This is a genomic window from Epilithonimonas sp. UC225_85, assembly GCF_042695135.1.
Taxonomy (GTDB): domain Bacteria; phylum Bacteroidota; class Bacteroidia; order Flavobacteriales; family Weeksellaceae; genus Epilithonimonas.
The window spans coordinates 3149360-3169802 of the sequence record NZ_CP170547.1 but is presented as its reverse complement, the minus strand read 5'-3'; the positions used below and the strand labels follow the sequence as shown (position 1 = coordinate 3169802).

24 protein-coding genes are annotated in these 20443 nt (G+C 36.2%); 11 read left to right on the top strand and 13 right to left on the bottom strand.

Annotated elements, in window-relative coordinates:
* Positions 1 to 51: 51 nt before the first annotated feature.
* From ACFJGY_RS14390 to ACFJGY_RS14380, 3 genes are all read right to left on the bottom strand, one after another.
* Positions 52 to 240, bottom strand: coding sequence for a hypothetical protein (locus ACFJGY_RS14390; RefSeq protein ID WP_379965094.1), 189 nt, complete (start codon positions 238 to 240; stop codon positions 52 to 54).
* 122 nt (positions 241 to 362) lie between these two features.
* Positions 363 to 734, bottom strand: coding sequence for a hypothetical protein (locus tag ACFJGY_RS14385; protein WP_379965092.1), 372 nt, complete (start codon positions 732 to 734; stop codon positions 363 to 365).
* A gap of 99 nt (positions 735 to 833) precedes the next feature.
* Entirely contained in the window at positions 834 to 1442 is a 609-nt protein-coding gene (locus ACFJGY_RS14380) for a hypothetical protein (RefSeq protein WP_379965090.1), read from the bottom strand.
* Between the two features lie 127 nt (positions 1443 to 1569).
* Between ACFJGY_RS14380 and ACFJGY_RS14375 the strand changes: the two genes are divergently transcribed.
* The 4 genes from ACFJGY_RS14375 (at position 1570) to ACFJGY_RS14360 (ending at position 4950) form a co-directional block, all read left to right on the top strand.
* Positions 1570 to 2838 (top strand): TCR/Tet family MFS transporter, encoded by a 1269-nt coding sequence (locus tag ACFJGY_RS14375; protein ID WP_379970201.1) that lies wholly within the window; start codon positions 1570 to 1572, stop codon positions 2836 to 2838.
* A gap of 100 nt (positions 2839 to 2938) precedes the next feature.
* Positions 2939 to 3256: a twin-arginine translocase TatA/TatE family subunit gene (locus ACFJGY_RS14370; protein WP_379965088.1), complete on the top strand. Its 318-nt coding sequence runs from the start codon at positions 2939 to 2941 to the stop codon at positions 3254 to 3256.
* 3 nt (positions 3257 to 3259) lie between these two features.
* Positions 3260 to 3823 (top strand): phosphatase PAP2 family protein, encoded by a 564-nt coding sequence (locus tag ACFJGY_RS14365; protein ID WP_379965086.1) that lies wholly within the window; start codon positions 3260 to 3262, stop codon positions 3821 to 3823.
* A gap of 20 nt (positions 3824 to 3843) precedes the next feature.
* Positions 3844 to 4950, top strand: coding sequence for an acyltransferase family protein (locus ACFJGY_RS14360; RefSeq protein WP_379965084.1), 1107 nt, complete (start codon positions 3844 to 3846; stop codon positions 4948 to 4950).
* A 5-nt stretch (positions 4951 to 4955) separates the two neighbouring features.
* Here ACFJGY_RS14360 and ACFJGY_RS14355 read toward each other — a convergent pair whose 3' ends face one another.
* Positions 4956 to 5429, bottom strand: a complete 474-nt coding sequence (locus ACFJGY_RS14355) for a 23S rRNA (pseudouridine(1915)-N(3))-methyltransferase RlmH (protein ID WP_379965082.1) — start codon at positions 5427 to 5429, stop codon at positions 4956 to 4958.
* A gap of 30 nt (positions 5430 to 5459) precedes the next feature.
* On the opposite strand from ACFJGY_RS14355, the gene ACFJGY_RS14350 reads away from it, so the two are divergent.
* Positions 5460 to 6395: a YihY/virulence factor BrkB family protein gene (locus tag ACFJGY_RS14350; protein ID WP_379965080.1), complete on the top strand. Its 936-nt coding sequence runs from the start codon at positions 5460 to 5462 to the stop codon at positions 6393 to 6395.
* A 218-nt stretch (positions 6396 to 6613) separates the two neighbouring features.
* On the opposite strand, the gene nhaA is transcribed toward ACFJGY_RS14350, so the two are convergent.
* Positions 6614 to 7777: a Na+/H+ antiporter NhaA gene (gene nhaA, locus ACFJGY_RS14345; protein ID WP_379965078.1), complete on the bottom strand. Its 1164-nt coding sequence runs from the start codon at positions 7775 to 7777 to the stop codon at positions 6614 to 6616.
* A gap of 3 nt (positions 7778 to 7780) precedes the next feature.
* Positions 7781 to 9979, bottom strand: coding sequence for a RelA/SpoT family protein (locus ACFJGY_RS14340; protein ID WP_379965076.1), 2199 nt, complete (start codon positions 9977 to 9979; stop codon positions 7781 to 7783).
* A 244-nt stretch (positions 9980 to 10223) separates the two neighbouring features.
* Here ACFJGY_RS14340 and ACFJGY_RS14335 point away from each other — a divergent pair, with 244 nt between their 5' ends.
* The 4 genes from ACFJGY_RS14335 to ACFJGY_RS14320 are packed head-to-tail and all read left to right on the top strand — an operon-like array spanning position 10224 to position 14133.
* Positions 10224 to 11666, top strand: a complete 1443-nt coding sequence (locus tag ACFJGY_RS14335; RefSeq protein ID WP_379965074.1) for a circularly permuted type 2 ATP-grasp protein — start codon at positions 10224 to 10226, stop codon at positions 11664 to 11666.
* Positions 11667 to 11722: 56 nt separating this feature from the next.
* Entirely contained in the window at positions 11723 to 12652 is a 930-nt protein-coding gene (locus ACFJGY_RS14330) for an alpha-E domain-containing protein (RefSeq protein ID WP_379965072.1), read from the top strand.
* A 60-nt stretch (positions 12653 to 12712) separates the two neighbouring features.
* Positions 12713 to 13690 carry a transglutaminase domain-containing protein gene (locus ACFJGY_RS14325; protein WP_379965070.1) on the top strand — a complete coding sequence of 326 codons (978 nt, stop codon included), beginning with the start codon at positions 12713 to 12715 and terminating at the stop codon, positions 13688 to 13690.
* Positions 13691 to 13692: 2 nt separating this feature from the next.
* Positions 13693 to 14133: a VanZ family protein gene (locus ACFJGY_RS14320; RefSeq protein WP_379965068.1), complete on the top strand. Its 441-nt coding sequence runs from the start codon at positions 13693 to 13695 to the stop codon at positions 14131 to 14133.
* Here the strand turns inward: ACFJGY_RS14320 and ACFJGY_RS14315 are convergent.
* Complete coding sequence (locus ACFJGY_RS14315) at positions 14123 to 14464, bottom strand: winged helix-turn-helix transcriptional regulator (RefSeq protein WP_379965066.1); 342 nt, start codon at positions 14462 to 14464, stop codon at positions 14123 to 14125. The genes ACFJGY_RS14320 and ACFJGY_RS14315 overlap by 11 nt on opposite strands.
* A 94-nt stretch (positions 14465 to 14558) precedes the next feature.
* Between ACFJGY_RS14315 and ACFJGY_RS14310 the strand changes: the two genes are divergently transcribed.
* Together ACFJGY_RS14310 and ACFJGY_RS14305 are read left to right on the top strand one after the other, a co-directional pair.
* Positions 14559 to 14996: a DUF1304 family protein gene (locus ACFJGY_RS14310; protein ID WP_379965064.1), complete on the top strand. Its 438-nt coding sequence runs from the start codon at positions 14559 to 14561 to the stop codon at positions 14994 to 14996.
* Entirely contained in the window at positions 14996 to 15562 is a 567-nt protein-coding gene (locus ACFJGY_RS14305) for a hypothetical protein (protein WP_379965062.1), read from the top strand. Before ACFJGY_RS14310 ends, ACFJGY_RS14305 begins: the two co-directional genes overlap by 1 nt.
* 29 nt (positions 15563 to 15591) lie before the next feature.
* On the opposite strand, the gene proC is transcribed toward ACFJGY_RS14305, so the two are convergent.
* The 6 genes from proC to ACFJGY_RS14275 are packed head-to-tail and all read right to left on the bottom strand — an operon-like array spanning position 15592 to position 20401.
* Complete coding sequence (gene proC / locus ACFJGY_RS14300; RefSeq protein WP_379965061.1) at positions 15592 to 16395, bottom strand: pyrroline-5-carboxylate reductase; 804 nt, start codon at positions 16393 to 16395, stop codon at positions 15592 to 15594.
* A gap of 16 nt (positions 16396 to 16411) precedes the next feature.
* Entirely contained in the window at positions 16412 to 17113 is a 702-nt protein-coding gene (locus ACFJGY_RS14295) for a DsbA family protein (protein ID WP_379965059.1), read from the bottom strand.
* Between the two features lie 5 nt (positions 17114 to 17118).
* Positions 17119 to 17670 (bottom strand): hypothetical protein, encoded by a 552-nt coding sequence (locus ACFJGY_RS14290; RefSeq protein ID WP_379965057.1) that lies wholly within the window; start codon positions 17668 to 17670, stop codon positions 17119 to 17121.
* Between the two features lie 53 nt (positions 17671 to 17723).
* Positions 17724 to 18740, bottom strand: coding sequence for a UDP-N-acetylmuramate dehydrogenase (gene murB, locus ACFJGY_RS14285; RefSeq protein ID WP_379970199.1), 1017 nt, complete (start codon positions 18738 to 18740; stop codon positions 17724 to 17726).
* Positions 18737 to 19183, bottom strand: a complete 447-nt coding sequence (locus ACFJGY_RS14280) for a hypothetical protein (protein ID WP_379965055.1) — start codon at positions 19181 to 19183, stop codon at positions 18737 to 18739. The genes murB and ACFJGY_RS14280 overlap by 4 nt, the downstream gene beginning before the upstream one ends.
* Positions 19184 to 19198: 15 nt before the next feature.
* The gene (locus ACFJGY_RS14275) at positions 19199 to 20401 is read right to left on the bottom strand and encodes a pyridoxal phosphate-dependent aminotransferase (RefSeq protein ID WP_379965054.1); all 1203 of its coding nucleotides are present in this window, start codon (positions 20399 to 20401) and stop codon (positions 19199 to 19201) included.
* Positions 20402 to 20443: the final 42 nt, after the last annotated feature.

The window sequence follows — 20443 nt, the reverse complement described above, 5'->3', positions numbered from 1 at the left end:
TGTCCTTCGAAAATATAAAAATATTCTTATATATCAGTAATTTATAGAATTTTATTTTAAAAATGATCGTAACCGCCTCATTGATAGTGAATTTGCCTCGTTGTAATGAATCAACGGCTCATCGTAATGCTTCATTGGCACATCGTAATGAATCACTTGCTTATTGTAATGAATCAGCGCCCCATCGTAATGCTTCAACGCTCCATTGTAATGAATCAAAGATCCAATGAAGTGAATCATCTTTCCTTTGTAATGAATCAATGGCAATACGTAGTATGTTTTTGCGGATTTTGAATATTTTAATAAAAACAGACATTGGTGGTGTCTGTTTTTGGTTTGTGTTCAGTTTATTGTCGGAAGGTTTATTGTTTTGTAAGCGTCCAATCGCCTGCGAGACTGCCATTTTTCCAAGTCCCTTTTCTGGTGTTGAGGCTTCCGTACATAGTGAAAATAGGTGTTTCGGAAATGACTGGCGTCAAAGCACCATCATCCATCACAAATCCGAGAACCATATCATTATTTGGTCCGTAGGTTCCGGTGATGTTTCCGCTTTTTGAAACGGAGATGATGAGGTTTCCGTTACCTTGTCCTGTGTAGCTTCCTACCCATTTTCCCATATACCGAGAGGTGTAGTTTTCCTGTTCTTTCTTTTCCCAATAGTTGTCAGAGATTCTTTCACAAGAGATGAAAGTGCAGGATAGGATAAGAAGTGAGAGGATGGTTTTTGTTTTCATTGGTTGTTTGGTTTTGGTAAATTTAATGAAAAAACAGACGGGTTGAGTGTCTGTTTTTTTGTAAGGGTACGAGCAAGATGCTCGCACCAGCGGGGAAGATTACAGTTTTTCTATTTTTGTAGGACAGAATAATGTGATTTCTAACAAATTATTAAACTCATAATTTAATGATAGATATTCTTCGATGTGTTTTTTAGCAGTATTAAGTAGAGAGATTTGTTTGAAGCCAATTATAACGTGAAATTTTATATTTTCAAGATTTGAAATTTTATAAATTCCATTACTAATATTTTGTTTTTTATGTGGAATTAATCTTTCCTTTAATTTTTTCAGGTCACACAAAACTTTTGACTTTAAGCCTAATCCTTTTCGTATAAACTTAATTTCAATACCTATGATTTCTCCGTCATAAAAATAACCTTTATGAGGGTATTCAAAATTATAATAGAGCTTGTTTATTTCATCAAATTCCTCAACCAATAATTTTTCCTCATCTATTATTGTTAAATCAACTTCATACCCACTTTTTCTATCACTCTTAAACCAAGTTATTTGAGAATGAACTGGTAATTTTTTTGTTTTACAGTAAAAGAAAAGTAAATTTTCTAAATCACCTTCTGTAAGTATTGATTTGGACGAAGATTGATAACCTCTTATTAAATCATTAATTGATTCTTTTAATTTTTTATTCCAAATTTCTATTAACATATTGTTTGGTTTTAATTACAAATTAATTATTTAATAATAACATTTTGCTAAAGTTGTAATATTAATCATTTTATTATAATTTCTATCAACTAAACATCTGTTCGAGTTGAGAAATAAGATTTTTGTAATAGAAGGTATATATTTCTCAAATCAAAAAAATACTATCTTCGCAAGCATGAAAACAAATCAAAAATCTGCCGCTATTGGTTTCATTTTTATCACCCTTCTGATCGATATCACAGGCTGGGGAATCATCATTCCCGTGGTCCCGAAACTGATAGAAGAACTGATCCACGCAGATATCAGCGAGGCAGCGAAGTATGGCGGCTGGCTTAGTTTTGCCTACGCCTTTATCCAATTTGTTTTCTCGCCATTGGTAGGAAATCTGAGTGATAAATACGGACGGCGACCAATCATTTTACTTTCACTTTTTGGGTTTTCCATAGACTATATTTTCCTCGCTTTGGCACCAAGTATCTGGTGGCTTTTCGTCGGGAGAGTCATTGCAGGCATTACGGGTGCCAGCGTCACAACTGCCAGTGCATACATTGCAGATATCTCTACGGATGAAGACCGGGCAAAGAATTTTGGGTTGATAGGGGCAGCTTTTGGATTGGGCTTTATCATCGGTCCTGTTTTGGGTGGTATTTTAGGACATTATGGTGCCAGAGTTCCGTTTTATGCAGCGGCGGTTTTGTGTATGATCAATTTTATTTATGGCTATTTTATCCTTCCGGAAAGTCTTTCCAAAGAAAACCGAAGAGAGTTCAGTTGGAAAAGGGCAAACCCGATTGGCTCTTTCAAATTCCTGAAAAAACATCCCGAGATTGCAGGTCTTACAACGGCTTTGATCTTAATATATATCGGCGGTCACGCCGTACAAAGCAACTGGAGTTTCTACACGATGTATAGATTTAGCTGGGATGAGCGGATGGTTGGGATATCTCTTGGGGTCGTTGGCTTGCTGGTTGGTTTGGTGCAGGGTGTGCTGATCCGGTGGATCAATCCAAAGATTGGTGATCAGAAAAGCATCTTTTTCGGGCTGATGCTTTATGCATTCGGAATGCTTCTATACGCATTTGCTACGGAAGGCTGGATGATGCTGGTTTTCACAATTCCTTACTGTTTAGGAGGTATCTGTGGTCCGGCGTTGCAGTCAATCATCACTAAAAATATCCCGTCTAATGAACAGGGCGAATTGCAAGGTGCGCTGACAAGTCTGATGAGCGCAACGTCAATCATCGGCCCGCCATTGATGACGAATCTGTTTTATTATTTCACGCACAAAGACGCACCGTTTCTGTTTCCGGGAGCACCGTTTTTCTTGGCCTTCTTATTGTTTATTGCAAGTATGTATTTTGTTTATACTAATTTTAAAGGGAAGGAGGAAAGTTGATAAGTGGGAGAATTTTGAGACTCTAACTTCTAACCTTTTTATGATAAAATTATGATTCACAAATGTCTGTTAGATTTATAAACTTTCTTAATTTTGCAATATGGAATTGAGTATTGGTGAAATGCTGATGATTGCGCTGGCAATTGTCGTTTTGTTCGGTCCAGATAAGTTACCCGAGATCGCAAGAGGTCTTGGAGAAGGTGTGCGCAAGATGCGCGGTGCTGTGGATGATATCAAAACCGAAATTATGAAGGAAGCAGATAATCCTTTGTCCGAGATCAAAAAAGAGATCGATAATGTAAAAAAATCTGCTCAAGATTACAATCCGCTCGCTAATAATTCTCTTCCAACTACTGAGGAAAAGCCTAAGATAGACCTTTCCAAAGACGACTCTTACGAAGGACCTGTAAGCCGATAATCTATGAACGGACTGATAGAAAAAGACCAGCAGCTTCTTCTTTTCCTTAATGGATTAGGTAATACGACCTTCGATCCTTTTTGGCTCACGGTTACCGGAAAGTGGTTTTGGGTTCCGTTTTATGCCATTTTACTTTATTTACTTTACAAAAGTTTCCCGCTTAAGAAATTACTTTTTGTTTTAATTTTCATCACGATCGGCATTACAATTTCTGATCAGCTGGCCGGAATTTTCAAACACGGCATAGAAAGATTGCGGCCTTGCCACACAGAATCATTGATTCCACATATGCGAATGGTGATTTGTGGTGGTAACCACGGATTTTATTCCTCTCATTCTTCCAACTCTTTTTTCCTGTTCACTTTTCTGACGATTATGATTGGTAAAAAGTACAAATATCTGCCATACATTTTATTTGTCTGGGCAAGTATCGTTTCATACAGCCGCATCTATCTGGGTGTTCATTTCCCGTTGGATATTGCATTTGGTGCAGCGGTTGGATTCCTTCTGGGTGGTCTTTTAGCGGAACTTGCCCGCAGAGTTGTGAATAAACAATCGGTACAATAATAAAAAAAGCCGATTTCCCATTGGATCAGAAAATTACTCAGAAGTTTTACGGATTAGATAATTTGCGGGCGTTCGCAATTATTTTTGTTTTCCTGTTTCATTATTTTATTCTGAGTGGAGGCGAGCCAAAATGGCTTCCCGATGTAGCATCATTTGGCTGGACAGGTGTGGATCTGTTTTTCGTCCTGAGCGGATTTCTGATTTCGTCCCAGTTGTTTCAGGAGATTAAAACCGAGCATAAAATTTCATTAAGAAACTTCTTTCTCAAAAGAGTTTTCAGGATTCTTCCGGCTTATTTATTCACTGTCGGATTATATTTCTTCCTGCCATTTTTTCGTGAAAAAGAAAGCCTGCCGCCGCTTTGGAAATTCCTGACTTTTACTCAGAATCTTGGTCTTAATTTGAAAGATGAAGGGACGTTTTCGCATTGCTGGTCACTTTGTGTAGAAGAACATTTCTATTTATTTCTGCCATTAATCCTGACTTTTATCCTATCTGAAAAATGGATGAAAAGATCTTATTTGGTTCTGGTTTTATTTTTTATTTTCGGCATTGCCGTAAGAATTTACAGTTATAATAGTTTGTATTTACCGGAAATTGATGATGAAAATAATTGGCTTTATTGGTACAAATATATTTATTATCCGACATATACACGTTTGGATGGGCTATTAACCGGCGTTTTGATTGCAGGGCTTTATCATTTTTATTCAAAAATCTGGGCTAAGATTTCTCCTTTTGGAAATCTGATCTTGTTCTTTGGATTAATGATTCTTGTGTCTGCTTATTTCTTATGTGAAGATCAGATGACTTTTAATGCCTCGGTTTTTGGGTTTTCTCTTGTTGCTTTGGGTTACGGGTTTTTAGTTTTAGGCGCTATTTGTCCAACCAGTTTTTTATTCAAATGGAATTCTAAAATTCTGACGAAAATAGCAGTTCTTTCTTACGCCATCTATTTAACGCACAAAGGAATTATTCATCTGACAAATCAGTTGTTGGAAAAGTATGCAATTGATAGCAATCTGATGCTTGTGATTTGTGTAATCACTTGTGTTGGTTTTGCTCAGATTGTTCATTCGGTTGTTGAGAAACCATTTATGAAAGTGAGGAAGAGATTTGTTAAATAGATTTTTTAATCGTTATGATAAGGTTTCCCTTGCAAGATGGTCGCTGCCCTGTAAATCTGTTCCACAAAAAATAATCGAATCATCTGATGTGTGAATGTCATTTTGGATAAAGAGATTTTCTCATTGGATCTTTGATAGATTTCCTCAGAAAAACCATAAGCACCACCAACAAGGAAATTAATTTTCTTCACAGAACTTCCCATCCAAAAATCAATTTTTTCGGATAATTGCCTGCTGGTAAACTGTTTTCCCTTTTCGTCCAGAAGAATGACTAGTTCAGGAGATTCGATCTGGTTCAGGAATAGTTTTGCTTCTTCCTTTTTCAATTGATCGGGTGTCAGGTTTTTTGCATTCTTAATATCCGGGATTTCGATGAGTTCAAAATTCCAGTGTTTCGGGATTCTTGGGAGATAATATTTGATGAGAGAGATGATTTCTTTGTCATCTGTTTTCCCAATGCAGATCAAATTAATACGCATTTACTATATTTGTCTGGCAAAGATAAATGAATGGCTAAAAAATTACAGCGTTTTTTTCTGAAGATCAAAAACTTTTTCGACGGAATCCATATTCCGGTTTTGGGAATTTCTCTTTGGAGAATGTTCAGGATCTATTCGGATGCGATTTTCAAAAATCCATTGGGAAGGCAGGCTGCCAGTATTTCCTGGAATTTTTTCCTGAGTCTTTTCCCGATGATTCTTTTCTTCTTGTCGGTTTTGCCATATATGCCGCACTACGATAAGCTTCAGTTTTATATTTTTGAGGTATTGATGCCCCGTATTTTCCCTTCTCACATGCAGAGTGATGTTACGAGTTATATTCAGGAAAATATCATCCCGAATATGAAATCGATTAGTAATCTGACCATCTTATTATCCTTCGTTTTTGCGACCAATGGCTGTTTTACATTGATCAACGGATTCAACAGGAATACTGAACTGCAACGAGGCTTTGTAAAAGAATATCTTTTGGCAATGCTGGTTACCATCTGTTTCCTGACGCTCGTTTGTTTGTCAATTTTCGGAATCTATTATAGTGAGGTTGTTTTAAAACTTTACACTCCGACTTACGACATCGGTTGGTTTACCAAGAATTTGACAAAGATTATCAGTTTCGTTTCCTTCCCGCTGTTTTATTTTGCCTTGCTGACGCTTTTTTATTGGGTTGGATGTCTCAAAATCACGAGAATAAGAGAAGCTTTTCCGGGCGCAGTTTTGACTACTATTTTGTTTGTTTTACTGACTTACCTGTTTGCGATTTATGTTGCTAATATTGCCAGATATAATGTGCTTTACGGTTCTATCGGATCCATTATTTTGGTAATGGTTTGGGTGAATGTGAATGTATTTTTGGTATTAATGGGAAATGAACTTAATCTGGCTATCAAGAAAGTGAAGCTGGAAAAGATCGTTAGGGATGAGATGAGAACCATCAATGAGTTGTAATTTAAAATCTCAAAATTGTTATCCGAATCCAAAAATCCTTATATTTACAATACTTAAAAGAAACTAACACTAAAATATAAAATTATGGCAAAAAGTCAGGACGCTAAAAAAACGACAAAAAAAGAGCCTCTTAAAACTCCAAAAGAAAAAAAGGAAGCCAAAAGAGATAAAAAAAATGCTTCTAAAAGAGATTAGAATAACTACAAGCCTTTCAATAATTAATTGAAAGGTTTTTCTTTAGTTCTTAAAACAAAATAACCTACAATTCCAGATAAAACTGACCCAATCAAAATACTAATTTTCGAGATATTCTGAATTTCGATTTCATCAGGAAAAGCTAAAAGTGAAACAAAAATCGACATTGTAAAACCAATCCCTGCAAGAAATCCTACACCCATCATTTCCCGCCAACCGGAAAAAGCCGGTAATTCTGCCCACCTTAATTTGATCGAAATCCAGGAAAAAAGGTTAATGCCGACTACTTTTCCGACAAATAATCCGCCAATAATTCCTAAACTCAATGGATTAATAAAGCCTTCGAAAATCTCTTTCTGAAAGGTGATATTCGTATTCGCTAAAGCAAATAATGGCATAATGATAAAACTAACCGGAATATGAAGTTTCTCTTCTAGCTTTTCCAAAGGAGAAATTTCGGTTTCAGAAATATTAGTCGGAATAGTAAATGCCAGAATCACCCCTGCAATCGTTGCATGAATACCGGAATGGTGCATAAAATACCAAAGAAATAATCCCGGAATTAAATAGAAAATCAAATTCTTAACGCCGGATTTATTTAGAATAATCAGTAAAATAGTTATAGCAGAACAAATTCCTAAAGACAGCCAATCGATTTGATCGGTGTAAAAGATAGCGATAACCAAAATTGCTCCCAGATCATCTACAATTGCCAATGCACTTAGAAATATTTTTAAAGAATTTGGGACACTTTTTCCAAGCAAAGAAATGATTGCGAGAGAAAATGCAATATCCGTTGCCATCGGGATTGCCCAGCCATTTTTGTAATCTGTATCATAATTGAAACTGAAATAAATAAGTGCCGGAATCAGCATCCCGCCAACTGCTGCGATAATCGGAAGACTTGCTTTTTTGATGTCGGATAATTCACCTTCCAGCAATTCACGTTTGATTTCCAATCCAACCAAGAGAAAGAAAACCGCCATCAATCCATCATTGATCCAGACCGAAACCGAATAATCAAGATGAATGGATCTGAAACCAAATTTTGAATCTAAAAAGTTCTGAAAATCTGTTGATAACGAGCTGTTTGCGATCAACAAAGAAATCAAAACAAAAAGAATCAGAACAATTCCGGAGCTTTTGCTGTTATGAATAAATTGCTGAAAGTATTTTGATAGCTCCATTTATTATACCCGTTTTACTTTCGAAACACCATTGATATTTTTCAGTTGTTTGAAAGTTTCTTCCAGCTGGCTTTTGTTCTTGACTTCTAGGTTGATATTTCCTGTGAAAATACCGTCGTTGGAGGCAATGCTCATGCTTTTCATATCCATATTCATCGATCCGCTTATGACCGCCGTAATGTCGTTGATCATTCCGATTCTGTCAATTCCTTCGATCTCTATTTTGATTCTGTTTTTGAAACTTTCCGCATTTACCCATTTCGCCTGAAGAACCCGGTAATCGTAATTTGCTCTCAGATTGATAGCATTCGGACAGCTGTCACTATGGATTTTGATACCGTCCGAAATGGTAATGAATCCGAAAATTTTGTCTCCAGGAATTACTGTACAGCATTTTGCGAAAGAATAATTGAGTTTTTCCTCATCCTTTCCAAAGACAATCATATCCAGATTAGAATCTACTTTTTCAACATATTCCTCTTTGTTGGATTTTCGGAAACGCTGGAAGATATTGCTGAGAATGCTTTTTCCGTCTGCATATCGTTTGATGTCGCCGATATCGAAAGTCCCGTTTTGAAAACCAAGGAAAAGATCCTGAGACGTTTTCAGATTCAGGAATTTTTGCAGCGCATTGATTTCCTCATCATTGAAATTCAGTTTTGCGTGCCGCATTTTTCTTTGCAGAATTTCCTTGCCTTCGATCGTATGCGAATTTTTCTCAGAATTAAGAATGTTCTTGATTTTGGATTTGGCTTTGGAAGTCACTACAAATTCCAGCCAGTCTGCTTTCGGTTTTTGATTCTGAGAAGAAAGAATGTCGATCTGGTCGCCGTTTTGAAGGACATAACTTATCGGAACCAATTTTCCGTTGATTTTCGCTCCAAGACATTTCATCCCAAGATCCGAGTGTACGGAAAATGCAAAATCTAAAGCGGTTGCGCCGGTTGGCAAAATCTTGATTTCGCCTTTTGGAGTAAAAACAAAAACTTCCTTAGAATAAAGATTTAATTTAATATTATCAAGAAGTTCAGATGTGCTCAGATTCTGCTGCTGTTCTAGAACATCACGAATTTCCGTTACCCAATTTTCAAATCGTTGATCGTCATTATTTTTGCGGTAACCTTCTTTATATTTGTAATGAGCCGCCACTCCTTTTTCTGCAATTTCGTTCATCCTTTCGGAGCGGATCTGCACTTCGATCCATTTTTTATCAGGACCCATCACGGTGAGATGAAGACTTTCGTAGCCGGTAGATCTTGGCTGAGAAATCCAGTCACGCATTCGGGAAGGATTACTTTGATAGAGATCTGTAACAATAGAATAGATCTTCCAGGCCAGGAATTTTTCATTTCGAGGATCGGATTTATAAATAATTCTAATGGCGTAATTATCATAAACTTCCTCAAAAGTTACATTTTGCTTCTGCATTTTACGATAAATGGAACTAATGGCTTTTGCACGACCTTTTATTGTAAAATTGAGATTTTCTTCTTTCAGCTGTTCAGAAACTTCTTTGGTGAATTCCTCTACATATTTTTCACGGACTTCTTTTGCCGTTTCTAATTTGTTTAGAATCTCATTATAGACATCAGGGTTGTTATATTTCAGAGAAAGATCTTCAAGTTCAGATTTGATAGAGTAAAGTCCGAATCTATGTGCAAGCGGTGCGTAGATATAAGATGTTTCCGAGGCTATCTTTTTCTGCTTTGCCGGATGCATGCTGTCCAGCGTCCTCATATTGTGCAGGCGGTCTGCGATTTTTATGAGAATTACCCGGAAATCTTCGGAAAGTGTGAGGAGTAATTTTCTGTAATTCTCCGATTGTACAGAGATATTCTGCTGGTTCATTACGGAGATCTTTGTCAGGCCGTTTACAATATCCGCAATGGTTTTCCCGAATATTTTACTAAGATCTTCGTAAGTATATTCAGAATCTTCAATAACATCATGGAGTAGGGCGCAGGCAATACTTGTTGCTCCCAGACCGACTTCATTTGCCACGATCTTTGCTACTTCTATCGGATGATAGATGTATGGTTCACCGGTTTTTCTGCGCTGATCTTTGTGCGCATCCAGAGCAATATCAAAGGCTTTTCTGATAAGCTTGTTCTGCTCCTCGTCCAGAGTCCGGTAGGTGTTGGTAATGAGGTCTTTATATCGGGCAAGGATTTCCTTGTTTTCTTTTTCTAAATCGTAGATCATCGGCTGGTGTTATCTCTAAACGAATATATGAAAAATTAAGACCATTATCAAGAGATATTTGAATAGTTGTGATAAAATTTTTCAGTAATATTTCCTGAGTAAAATAGTATTGCTTGTATTTATTTTCATAAAAATTAATAATATGCCATAATATTTATAGGGTATTAATTAAAAATAATATAAATAATTATGATTATACCCTTATAAATTTATATATTAGTTCTAATAATTTAAAAACTAATGTATGACTGGAGATTTACTGAATCATTATCGACCTTTGGAAAATGTTTTTGATGAGATGATGTCCGATCAGTTTGTCAGAAATCATTATCAGGAATTCATTAGTTCTTTTGAGAAACTGGGTATTTGGGAAATGGATCAGAAAAGTGAACTGGCCAAAAAACTTTTTATGACCCAAGGCATCACTTTCACCGTTTATAATGATGGAGAAGGGATCGAGAAAATATTCCCTTTCGATATTGTTCCGAGAATTATTCAGTCTGCAGAATGGGATTTTATAGAAAAAGGAATCAAGCAACGGTTGAAAGCGCTAAACATCTTTTTGAAAGATGTCTATCATCAGCAATTCATTTTGAAAGATGAGATCATTCCTTCGTCTTTGATATATAGTTGTCCCAATTATCTTCGGGAAATGATCAATGTGGATGTTCCGTTTGATATTTATACGCACATCAGCGGAATCGATCTTATCAGGGATCACGACGGGAGTTATTATGTTTTGGAAGACAATCTGCGAACGCCCTCTGGTGTAAGTTATATGCTGGAAAACCGCAAAATGAGTTACCGTCTTTTCCCCAATATTTTACCGAACATCAAAGTAAAACAAGTCAATACTTATCCTGATCTGCTCATTAAAAATCTTTTATCCCTCGGAAGACAAATTAGTGCAAAACCTAATGTAGTTCTTCTCACACCGGGGATTTATAATTCAGCTTATTTTGAACATACAACGCTTGCAAGATTAATGGGAATCGAGTTGGTGGAAGGTCGCGACCTTGTGATTCAGAATCATATGGTTTATATGAAAACAACCAAAGGTCTCAAAAAAGTGGATGTGATCTATCGTCGGGTTGATGATGAGTTTCTGGATCCGCTGGTCTTTCATAAAACGAGTGTTTTGGGTGTGCCGGGTTTGTATCACGCATATAGAAAGGGAAACGTAATTATTACAAACGCAATGGGAAATGGTGTAGCAGACGATAAAGCTATTTATTCTTACGTTCCGGATATGATCCGCTATTATCTTGGCGAAGAACCTATTCTGAAAAGCGTCCCGACTTACCGGATGGAAAATATGGATGAGAGAAAATTCACCATCGATAATATGAATAAAATGGTAGTCAAAAAAACCAACGAAAGTGGCGGTTATGGAATGCTTATTGGCGATGTGGCAACCGATGAAGAAATTGCAGAATTTACCAAACAGATCAACCAAAATCCTAGGAATTATATAGCTCAGCCTATTATCAAATTATCAACTTCGCCTTGTTATATCAATGGCGTTTTGCAGCCGAGAAGAGTAGATCTGCGTCCTTTTGCTTTGTACGGACCAGACGGAATTGATATCGTTCCGGGTGGTTTGACAAGAGTAGCAATGAAAGAAGGTTCCATTGTCGTGAATTCTTCACAGGGTGGCGGAAGCAAAGATACCTGGGTAGTGGACTAATTATAAATGATGAAAAATCTAAAAACCAAAAACCATCAACCAAAAACTAAGACAAAATGTTAAGTAGAGTTGCAGAGAATATCTTCTGGATGAGCCGTTACATGGAACGGTCCAATTTTCAGATCAAAGTTTTCCATACCCGATATATAGCCTATCAGGACGGTGCTTCCACAGAGAGCTGGGAGAATTTTTGTGATGAATATCAGATCAAAGTAGAGGATGATGATCATAGTTTTGGAAACCTGCTTTCCAAAGCACTTTTTGATATCGAAAATGATTCTTCTATCGCCAATAATATCTTCAGAGCGCGGGAAAATGCCAGAAGTGCGCAGGATCATATCAACAAGGATGTCTGGCAATGTCTTAATGATTTTCACCATCAGATGAAAGACAAAAGTCTGATCCGTCAGGCAAAATATGGAGACCCGATCAGTGTTTTCGACGCTTTGGTAAAACAGGCAATGGTCTATTATGGCGTAATCGATAATTCTGTAGCAAGAGATTTTGGCTACTGTTTTATAGAGTTGGGAAAATATGTGGAAAGAATTCTGAATTGTATCAATCTTATCAGGAAACAATGGCTTCTTTATGGCGAAGATCTTTTGGATAATGATTATTCCAGTTGGCGATACTTTCTGAGTTCTGTGAGCGGATATGATTTTTATCTTCGGAATAATCTTGGGACAATGGAAAAGGAACGGATTTTTTATCAGATCATCTATGAACCTTTATTCCCGAATTCTATAGCCTATTGTCTTCAGGAAATAGAAAAATTTGCCAAACATCTGCAAGCCAACAGCAATGCCGAGGAAAAAGATGAATCAGTAGAATTTTTCATTGGAAAATGTATTGCCAATGTCCAGTTCACCAGACATCCCAGAAGCAGAGAAGAAAAAATGCAGTTTCTTTCCAAGATAGAATCTGACGTCTATGAAGTCGTCAATATTTTTAATCAAAGTTTTTTCGGATTGGTTCTGAAAATCTGAAAAACTGTTACAGTTTAATTTTAAAAAACTCTCAAACCCTCAAACTCTCAACTCAATATTATGCCAGTTTTCAACGTTTTACATATTACAAAATACCAATATCCATCGCCTGTGACAGATAGTGCGAATCAAATTATATTATCGCCTTTGAGTAATGATTTTCAAGACGTCATAAGTCAGAAATTAAGTCTTTTCCCAAATGTTAAACTTGATTTTTATTTTGATTTTTTCACCAATAAAGTCGGCGTTTTTACCATTGTAGAACCCCATAATTTTTTGGAAATCAAATCAGAATTGGTTGTGGAAACTTATCCGATAGAGTTGCCAATTATTGATATCGATGTCAAAGCACAATGGGAAGATGTGAAGGCGCAAAGCCATGTTTTTCCCTACGTCGATTTTGTCCGCCAGGAAACAATTGAAAGCAAGGAAGAGATTTTCGCCGCGGTTAAAAATATTGCAAAATCAGAATTATCTGTTATGGAAACCACGACAGAACTTTCCACTTACATTTATGAGAATTTTTCATACAAACAAGGCGTTACAGATTACGAAACCGAGATTGACGAGATCTGGAAACTGAAAGCGGGTGTCTGTCAGGATTTTGCACACTTACTTCTAGCAATGTTGAGGATGTTAGGCGTTCCGTCAAGATATGTGAGTGGTTACATAAGTCCTAGTAATCAGGAACTTAGAGGTGAAGGGGCAACACACGCCTGGGTAGAGGTTTATATTCCTGGTTATGGCTGGTTGGGAAATGACCCGACAAATAATTGCTGGGTGAGCGACCGTCATATCAAAATTGCGGTTGGAAGAGATTTCAACGATTGTACGCCAGTGAAAGGGACTTACAAAGGCCCTTCCAATCATATTCTCAGCGTTTCTGTGATTATTACTAATGAAAATACCAAAGAAAAAACCAGTCTACCAATTGTGCCGATGTACGTGAGGGAAAATCCAAAAGTGATAGAGCAGACATTAGATAACAATTCTTACCGTAGATTTTTGGAAATTCAGCAACAACAGCAGCAACAATAATTTTGAACTCAGGAATCTGTATTTTTGCAGAGATGTTCCATAAGTTTTATAAAATTACGATTCCGTTTTATACAGCTTTTCTTTTGTATCTGATGTTTTTCGGATTCGGGAGAAGCCGGTATGATATTAATATTGTAAGATTAATGCCGATGATCTCGACCTTTAATTTTGTAAGACAAACAATTCTGTGGAAAACAATCATCATTAATGTTTTAGGGAATATAATCATGTTTACTCCTTTTGGATTTCTTGGAATTGTTTTTCCAAAACTCAATGATTTTAAAACTTTGATCATCAATTTTGTTTCCACGATAATTGTGATAGAAAGTCTCCAGTATTTTACAAGACTCGGCGTGTTCGATATTGATGATATTATTCTGAATACCGTTGGCGTTGCAATTGGATTTTGGATTTATAAATTTTTTTTCCAGTCTAATTTTTAGCCGCCATATCTTTCAATCCCCAATCCTGAATGTTGTAAAGTATCAGCATAAAAGACTCGCCATATTCGGTCAAATGATATTCCACACGAGGCGGGATTTCTGCGTAGATTGTTCTTCCGATAATCTGGTCTTCTTCCAATTCCCTTAATTGATTGACCAACATTTGCTTACTGATCATCGGCATAGATTTTTGCATCATTCCAAATCTATTCACATTTTTACCGATTGCATACAAGATGACGGTTTTCCATTTGCCTCCCACTTTATTATAAAAATGAGTTACAGGACAATTATTAGGATTAAAATCTTTATTTTTTCTTTTAGCTTCCATTAGTCTATAAAAATGTACTAAGTAATAAAATACGGATTAGGATTGATTAATGGACAAATGTAATAATTTTGCTTTTAATAAAACTCAAAAAAACATGAATGATAATTTAATCCTGAACCAATTCACAAAAGCCTTGTTGATTTTTGTGCTCATCGATTTTTTACTCTTTTTTATTCTGGAAGCCATCTTCTGGATGCAGCCTTTCGTACACAATCTTCTGCTGGATTGGTTTCATAATCCGCCTGCAGATTTAAGTTACGAAATGCACGCTTTGGTACTTAAAAAACTCTTTATCAATCAAGGTTTTTATAATTTATTTTTTGCAATCGGGGGTATCATCGGTTTATCTCAACTGAAGAAAAATATAAGTGTCGGTTACGCTTTGATATTATTGGTTTGCTTTGCTGCAAGTGGTGCAGGTTTGGTTCTGGCAATTACTTCCAAAGCTTATTTGTTGGCATTTTTACAGGCTGTTCCTGCTGCTATTACGTTTGTTAAAATATATCCTTTATATCAAAATTCTTCAAAATAATGTCATTACAAGAAATAAAACAAAAAGCATTGGGCAATTGGAAAAGTATTGCTGTGGAAGTACGCCCAAGCGCATTCAAAAATGAAGACGGAACTTTGAAACCTTTCTATTTGAAGAGAGAATTTTCCTATTTGCCGGAAGATCAATTCCAATTGGAAATCATCAACTTTGCAGATGCTTATGGAAAAATCCCTGTCGTGAAACTTGTGTTAAAAGGAAAAGTTGAGTGGAAAGGAGATCATCCGATTGCAGATTGCACTCAAAAAGTGGATTTCACAGCAGATGAAGCTTATGAAGTCACACCTTTGATTCAGGATTTTACAGATCTTTTAAATAACCTTGCAAAAGATGGTTTTAAGCATTGGGAAACCGGAAAATCACAAAGTATTCTGAAAAAAATATTTGTTCCGTTTGGTCTTAGAGAAGGTGATATTTTCAAAGAATATGATCTCATTTATCTTTATAATGATATGATGTTTTGGGGCGCAAGAAATGTTGATGGAAGAGGATTTGATACCGAAGAAAACCGCCCGGCCAACTTACAGATACCAATGGTGAGAACATAGAAAAAGCAGGATGATTTCCTGCTTTTTTGTTATTTATTCAATTCTTTAGCACGATTTTCGGCGGCAAGAATTCCTTTTGTCAGGATTGATTTTAATTCGTTTTGATCAAAAGTTTTTAGGGCAGCTTCTGTTGTTCCGCCTTTGGATGCGACATCTTTTATAAGTTCTTCCAAAGATTTATCAGAATTATTGATGAGATGATAGGCGCCCAGCATCGTCTGTTTTACGAAAAGTTTCGACAGGTTTTCATCGATTCCCATTTCCGTTCCGGCTTTTATCATTGCATCGATGATGTAGTAGAAATACGCTGGTCCGCTTCCGGAAAGTGCCGTTACACCGTCCAAAAGACTCTCGTCTTCCAAGTAAACAGAACGTCCGGTGGAATTTAATAACCTTTCTACATTCATTAGTTCTGAAAAAGAAATTCCATTAGCGGCCGTATAACCAGTAATTCCCATTCCCAGAAGAGTAGGAGAGTTCGGCATTGCTCTTACAACAAACTGGTGATCCAAAAGTTTTTGAATTTTCTCAATAGAAATACCAGCCATTATTGATAAAACCAAAGATTTTTCAGCAATTTTGAAAGGTAAATTTTCCGCTACGAAAGTAAAGTCCTGAGGTTTCACGGCAATGATGATAAGATCTGCTTCCAAAGTGGTAATCTCATCAAAAGATGAAATTTCTGAATCAGGGAAAGATTCTTTCAGTTTAGCTTTTTTATTTTCACTTCTTGTGATGAGGTGGAGATTTTGCGGTTTTATCAATTCATATTTCAAGAACGACCTCGAAAACGAAATTCCCATATTTCCTGCTCCTAAAACAGCAATTTTCATAATTTAGTTTTAATTTTTAACAATTTCTGTCAAGATCACAAGAATCGCCTTCCTCGATTATTTTTAATTTTGAATCGTTTTCAGCAAACTCTGACCAGCTTTTTTCCAGAACTTCGGAGAAAAGATGTGTTGGTTGCGCTCCGGAAATGGCATATTTTCTATTGAAAACAAAAAACGGAACACTGTTGATTCCAAGTGATGCAGCTTCTGTGATATCATTATTTACCAATTCTGTTAATTCCATAGATTGAACCGCATTTTGGATTTCCTCTTTTGTGAAACCCAATTTTTCTCCAATTTCGGAAAGAACTTCAACATCATCAATATTCTTTCCAAGGATGAAATATGCTTCAAACAGAAGTTCTTCCATTTCGTTTACCTTGCCTTTTTCTTTCGCTAATTGAACCAATATTTGACTTTTGAAAGAATTAGAAACTTTTACTTCTTCGAAATTAAAACCAATGCCTGCATTTTTTCCTGCTTGGATGAGGTTCTCGTGCATTTGCATAATTTGAGCCATCGGGAAACCTTTGACTTCGGACAGATATTCGTAATGATTTTTAGTCAAGTCGGTTTTCATATTCGGGTCGAGTTGGAAAGAATGCCAATTGATTTCAATTTTATCATTTTGAACAAATTTCTGAAATGCTTTTTCAAAATTTTTCTTCCCAATAAAACAAAACGGACAACGTATGTCGCTCCAAATATCTACTTTCATTTTTTTTATTTTAAATATTTTCTAAAAGTCTTAGAATAATTATCATTAAAGTTAATGAGTTCTATGTTTTTAAAGGCAATTTCATCCGGCTTTTTACAGATTTTTCCGGTTGCATCGTAATTTTGGATTGTCACCGATTTTTCGGTTATTTCCAGAATTTTACCAATAGAAAAATAGCCGGTTTTCTTTTTTCTGCTTTCTACAGCACAATGGAAATTTTGTTTTTTGATAGATTTGAAAAGTGATCCAAAATCCTTCAAGGATGTTTTATCAATGATCTGGAGATTGAATTTTATCAGACCTTCTTCTGCAAAAATCATTTTAGAAACTTTATCAAACTTGTTATGACGAATGCTTTTTACTCTTTCGTAAGGAACGATTTTGATCCCTGCTAATGAAAAATCATAAGTTTCTTCAATCATTACAAACTCATCAGAATATTTCACAATAAATCCAAATATAGATGAATCGTCTTTGAGAATCACTTTTACAAAATTGACTTTGTCAATATGTTTCTGGATGAGTTTTTTGAATTCTTTTCCTGATAAATCTGCCATATCTATTTTGATTATTAGCTGTTAAAATTCAATCATCCAAAAATTTGTTTTTTCTAAATGATATTCACTTCCCGCTCCAGTTCTATTCCATATTTTTCTTTTACAGAATCGATGATCATTGCAGAAAAATCAAAAATTTCTTTTCCGGTTGCATTTCCGGTTGCATTGATTATTACTAAAGCCTGTAACTTATGAGAAGCAACATTTCCGATTTGTTTCCCTTTCCAACCAGATTGCTCTATCAGCCAGCCAGCGGGAACTTTTACAAAATCTCCGTTTGGATAACCCGGAATATTTTCAAAATTTTGCTTCAAATTTTCAAATTGTACTAAAGGAATTGTGGGGTTTTTAAAAAAACTTCCGGCATTTCCGGTCACTTTGGGATCAGGTAATTTGCTTTGTCTGATATTAATAACCGCTTTAGAAACATCCTGAATTGTTGGTTTTAATATCCCTAGATTTTCCAATTCAGATTTGATTGCACCGTATTCAACATCAATTTTATGGTCTTTTCTTGTTAATTTAAAAGTAACTTCCAAAATAACATATTTCCCTTTTCCTTCCTGCTTGAAAATCGAATCTCTGTAACCAAATCGACATCTTTTAAGATCAAAAGTTTCAAGTTCAAGCGTTTCCAAATTCAGAACTTTACAGTTTTCAAAAACATCTTTGATTTCGGTTCCGTAAGCGCCAATATTCTGCATCGGAGAAGTGCCGACATTTCCGGGGATCAAAGATAAATTTTCTAATCCTCCGTAATTTTTCTCCAGACAAAACATTACAAATTGATGCCAGTTTTCGCCAGCTTTTGCAGTTACCAGAACTTCATTTTCATTAATGATTTCTTCGCCGATTCCCTTTAAACCAAGTTGAATTATCAATCCATCAAAATCTTTAGTCAGCAGCAAATTACTTCCTCCGCCAAGAAAAAGAACAGGAGTTTGAGGGTTTGAGAATTTGAGAGTCTCCGTGAGTTCTTCCACTGAATTGACTTCCGCAAAATATCTTGCAGAAACATCTACGCCAAAAGTATTATAAGGTTTTAAAGAAACGTTTTCCTGGATCATTATTTATACTGAGGAAGCAAATTATTGAGTTCAGTTTTCAGTTTTTCCAATTGTTTGTAACCAGCAGATTCAGTAGGTACATTGTAAAACTCATATTCTTTTTCAGAAGTTTTAATCGTGAAGATTTCGTCTGGACCGTCGTAAACGCCACGTCTTTCACCACTTTGAGTTTTTTCAAGAAGAGAGCTGTCTATTCCTGAAATCAATTTTTGCCAGTCTTTGAAACTGATTTTCTTTTTGAAGTTAGGAAATTCCGTCATTCTGCCGCCTCGCGCCGATGATTCCAAAGAGTCTTTTGTTGCATTAATAAATGTGGAACCACCTCTTCCCATAGTGTGCGTGTATGAAATTGAGTTTATCATTGTCGTTTGGGCAGTTGTTTTGCAGCTTAGCAAAAACAAAGTGAAAGCCGAAAGCATAAAACCTATTTTTATTATTTTCATCATTTTATTTTTTTAATATTAATTAAATTCAGAATTATATTGTTTGATCGCATCTTTCAAGATTTCAACGCTTCTTCTAAGATCTTCCTGTTTCAAAACGTAAGCAATTCTGACTTGTTTTTTACCAAGTTCCGGCTCGCTGTAAAAACCGCCCATTGGTGCAACCATCACAGTTTCGTTGTTGTTGGAGTAATTTTCCAAAAGCCATTGTGCAAATTTTTCTGTGTCATCTACAGGTAATTCCACGCCACAGTAGAAAGCACCTTTTGGTTTCGGGCAGATCACGCCAGGGATCTCATTCAATAATCCGACCAAAAGATCACGGCGCTGTTTGTATTCTTCTCTCACTTTTGCAATATATTCAGAATCATTTTTATGAGCAGCCGTTGCAGCAATTTGTCCAAGTAGAACAGGACTCAGTCTTGCCTGAGCAAAAAGAATCGCCGCATCGTGGATTTTTTTAGAACGAGTAATCAGGCAGCCAATTCTTGCACCACACATCGAATATCTTTTGGATTCCGAATCGATAACGATGACATTGTCTGCCACTTGCGGAAACTCAAACATTGATATTTGCTGTTCTCCGTCGTAAACATATTCTCTGTAAACTTCGTCAGAAATAATGACGATATCGTGCTTCTTTGCTATCACAGCTAATTGTTCAAGTTCTTCTCTTGAATATAAATATCCCGTTGGATTTCCGGGATTACAGATGACGATTGCTCTTGTTTTATCCGTAATTCTCTTTTCAAACTCCTCAATTGCTGGCAAAGCAAATCCCGTATCGATAGTCGATGGAACAGCAACGATATTAATATTAAAAGTTCCTGCAAAACCATTATAATTTGCGTAATAAGGTTCCGGAATGATGATCTCGTCACCATCATCACAAAGTGTGGAAATGGCGAAGTTCAAAGCTTCGGAACCGCCATTTGTCACGATGAAATTATCTGTTGTAAGGTCTGTAAATCCTAAAGAATGGTAGTAATCTCTAAGTGCAGTTCTGTACTCTAGATTACCTTCTGAAAGGGCATATTCATAGATTTTCAGATGGTTATTTTTAATAGCTTCCAGCGCAGTTTCCGGTGTTTCGATATCAGGCTGACCGATGTTGAGGTGGTAAACTTTGATTCCTTTTTGTTTTGCTGCGGTTGCAAACGGAACTAATTTTCTAACTGGAGAAGCGGGCATATGTTGAGCACGCTGAGATATTTTCGGCATTATTTATTGACTTTGAGGTACAAAAATAGTGAAAATTGGTCG

Bases quoted from the DNA above. Each gene is read 5' to 3' on its own strand.
- ACFJGY_RS14370 (WP_379965088.1), top strand. From the start codon at position 2,939: ATGGAATTGAGTATTGGTGAAATGCTGATGATTGCGCTGGCAATTGTC.
- ACFJGY_RS14275 (WP_379965054.1), bottom strand. From the start codon at position 20,401: ATGCCGAAAATATCTCAGCGTGCTCAACATATGCCCGCTTCTCCAGTT.
- ACFJGY_RS14295 (WP_379965059.1), bottom strand. From the start codon at position 17,113: ATGAAAGTAGATATTTGGAGCGACATACGTTGTCCGTTTTGTTTTATT.
- ACFJGY_RS14315 (WP_379965066.1), bottom strand. From the start codon at position 14,464: ATGGAAGCTAAAAGAAAAAATAAAGATTTTAATCCTAATAATTGTCCT.
- ACFJGY_RS14290 (WP_379965057.1), bottom strand. From the start codon at position 17,670: ATGGCAGATTTATCAGGAAAAGAATTCAAAAAACTCATCCAGAAACAT.
- ACFJGY_RS14280 (WP_379965055.1), bottom strand. From the start codon at position 19,183: ATGATGAAAATAATAAAAATAGGTTTTATGCTTTCGGCTTTCACTTTG.
- ACFJGY_RS14310 (WP_379965064.1), top strand. From the start codon at position 14,559: ATGAATGATAATTTAATCCTGAACCAATTCACAAAAGCCTTGTTGATT.
- ACFJGY_RS14305 (WP_379965062.1), top strand. From the start codon at position 14,996: ATGTCATTACAAGAAATAAAACAAAAAGCATTGGGCAATTGGAAAAGT.
- ACFJGY_RS14325 (WP_379965070.1), top strand. From the start codon at position 12,713: ATGCCAGTTTTCAACGTTTTACATATTACAAAATACCAATATCCATCG.
- ACFJGY_RS14365 (WP_379965086.1), top strand. From the start codon at position 3,260: ATGAACGGACTGATAGAAAAAGACCAGCAGCTTCTTCTTTTCCTTAAT.
- ACFJGY_RS14390 (WP_379965094.1), bottom strand. From the start codon at position 240: ATGATTCACTTCATTGGATCTTTGATTCATTACAATGGAGCGTTGAAG.
- ACFJGY_RS14355 (WP_379965082.1), bottom strand. From the start codon at position 5,429: ATGCGTATTAATTTGATCTGCATTGGGAAAACAGATGACAAAGAAATC.
- ACFJGY_RS14330 (WP_379965072.1), top strand. From the start codon at position 11,723: ATGTTAAGTAGAGTTGCAGAGAATATCTTCTGGATGAGCCGTTACATG.
- ACFJGY_RS14380 (WP_379965090.1), bottom strand. From the start codon at position 1,442: ATGTTAATAGAAATTTGGAATAAAAAATTAAAAGAATCAATTAATGAT.
- ACFJGY_RS14385 (WP_379965092.1), bottom strand. From the start codon at position 734: ATGAAAACAAAAACCATCCTCTCACTTCTTATCCTATCCTGCACTTTC.
- ACFJGY_RS14340 (WP_379965076.1), bottom strand. From the start codon at position 9,979: ATGATCTACGATTTAGAAAAAGAAAACAAGGAAATCCTTGCCCGATAT.
- ACFJGY_RS14350 (WP_379965080.1), top strand. From the start codon at position 5,460: ATGGCTAAAAAATTACAGCGTTTTTTTCTGAAGATCAAAAACTTTTTC.
- ACFJGY_RS14335 (WP_379965074.1), top strand. From the start codon at position 10,224: ATGACTGGAGATTTACTGAATCATTATCGACCTTTGGAAAATGTTTTT.
- proC (WP_379965061.1), bottom strand. From the start codon at position 16,395: ATGAAAATTGCTGTTTTAGGAGCAGGAAATATGGGAATTTCGTTTTCG.
- nhaA (WP_379965078.1), bottom strand. From the start codon at position 7,777: ATGGAGCTATCAAAATACTTTCAGCAATTTATTCATAACAGCAAAAGC.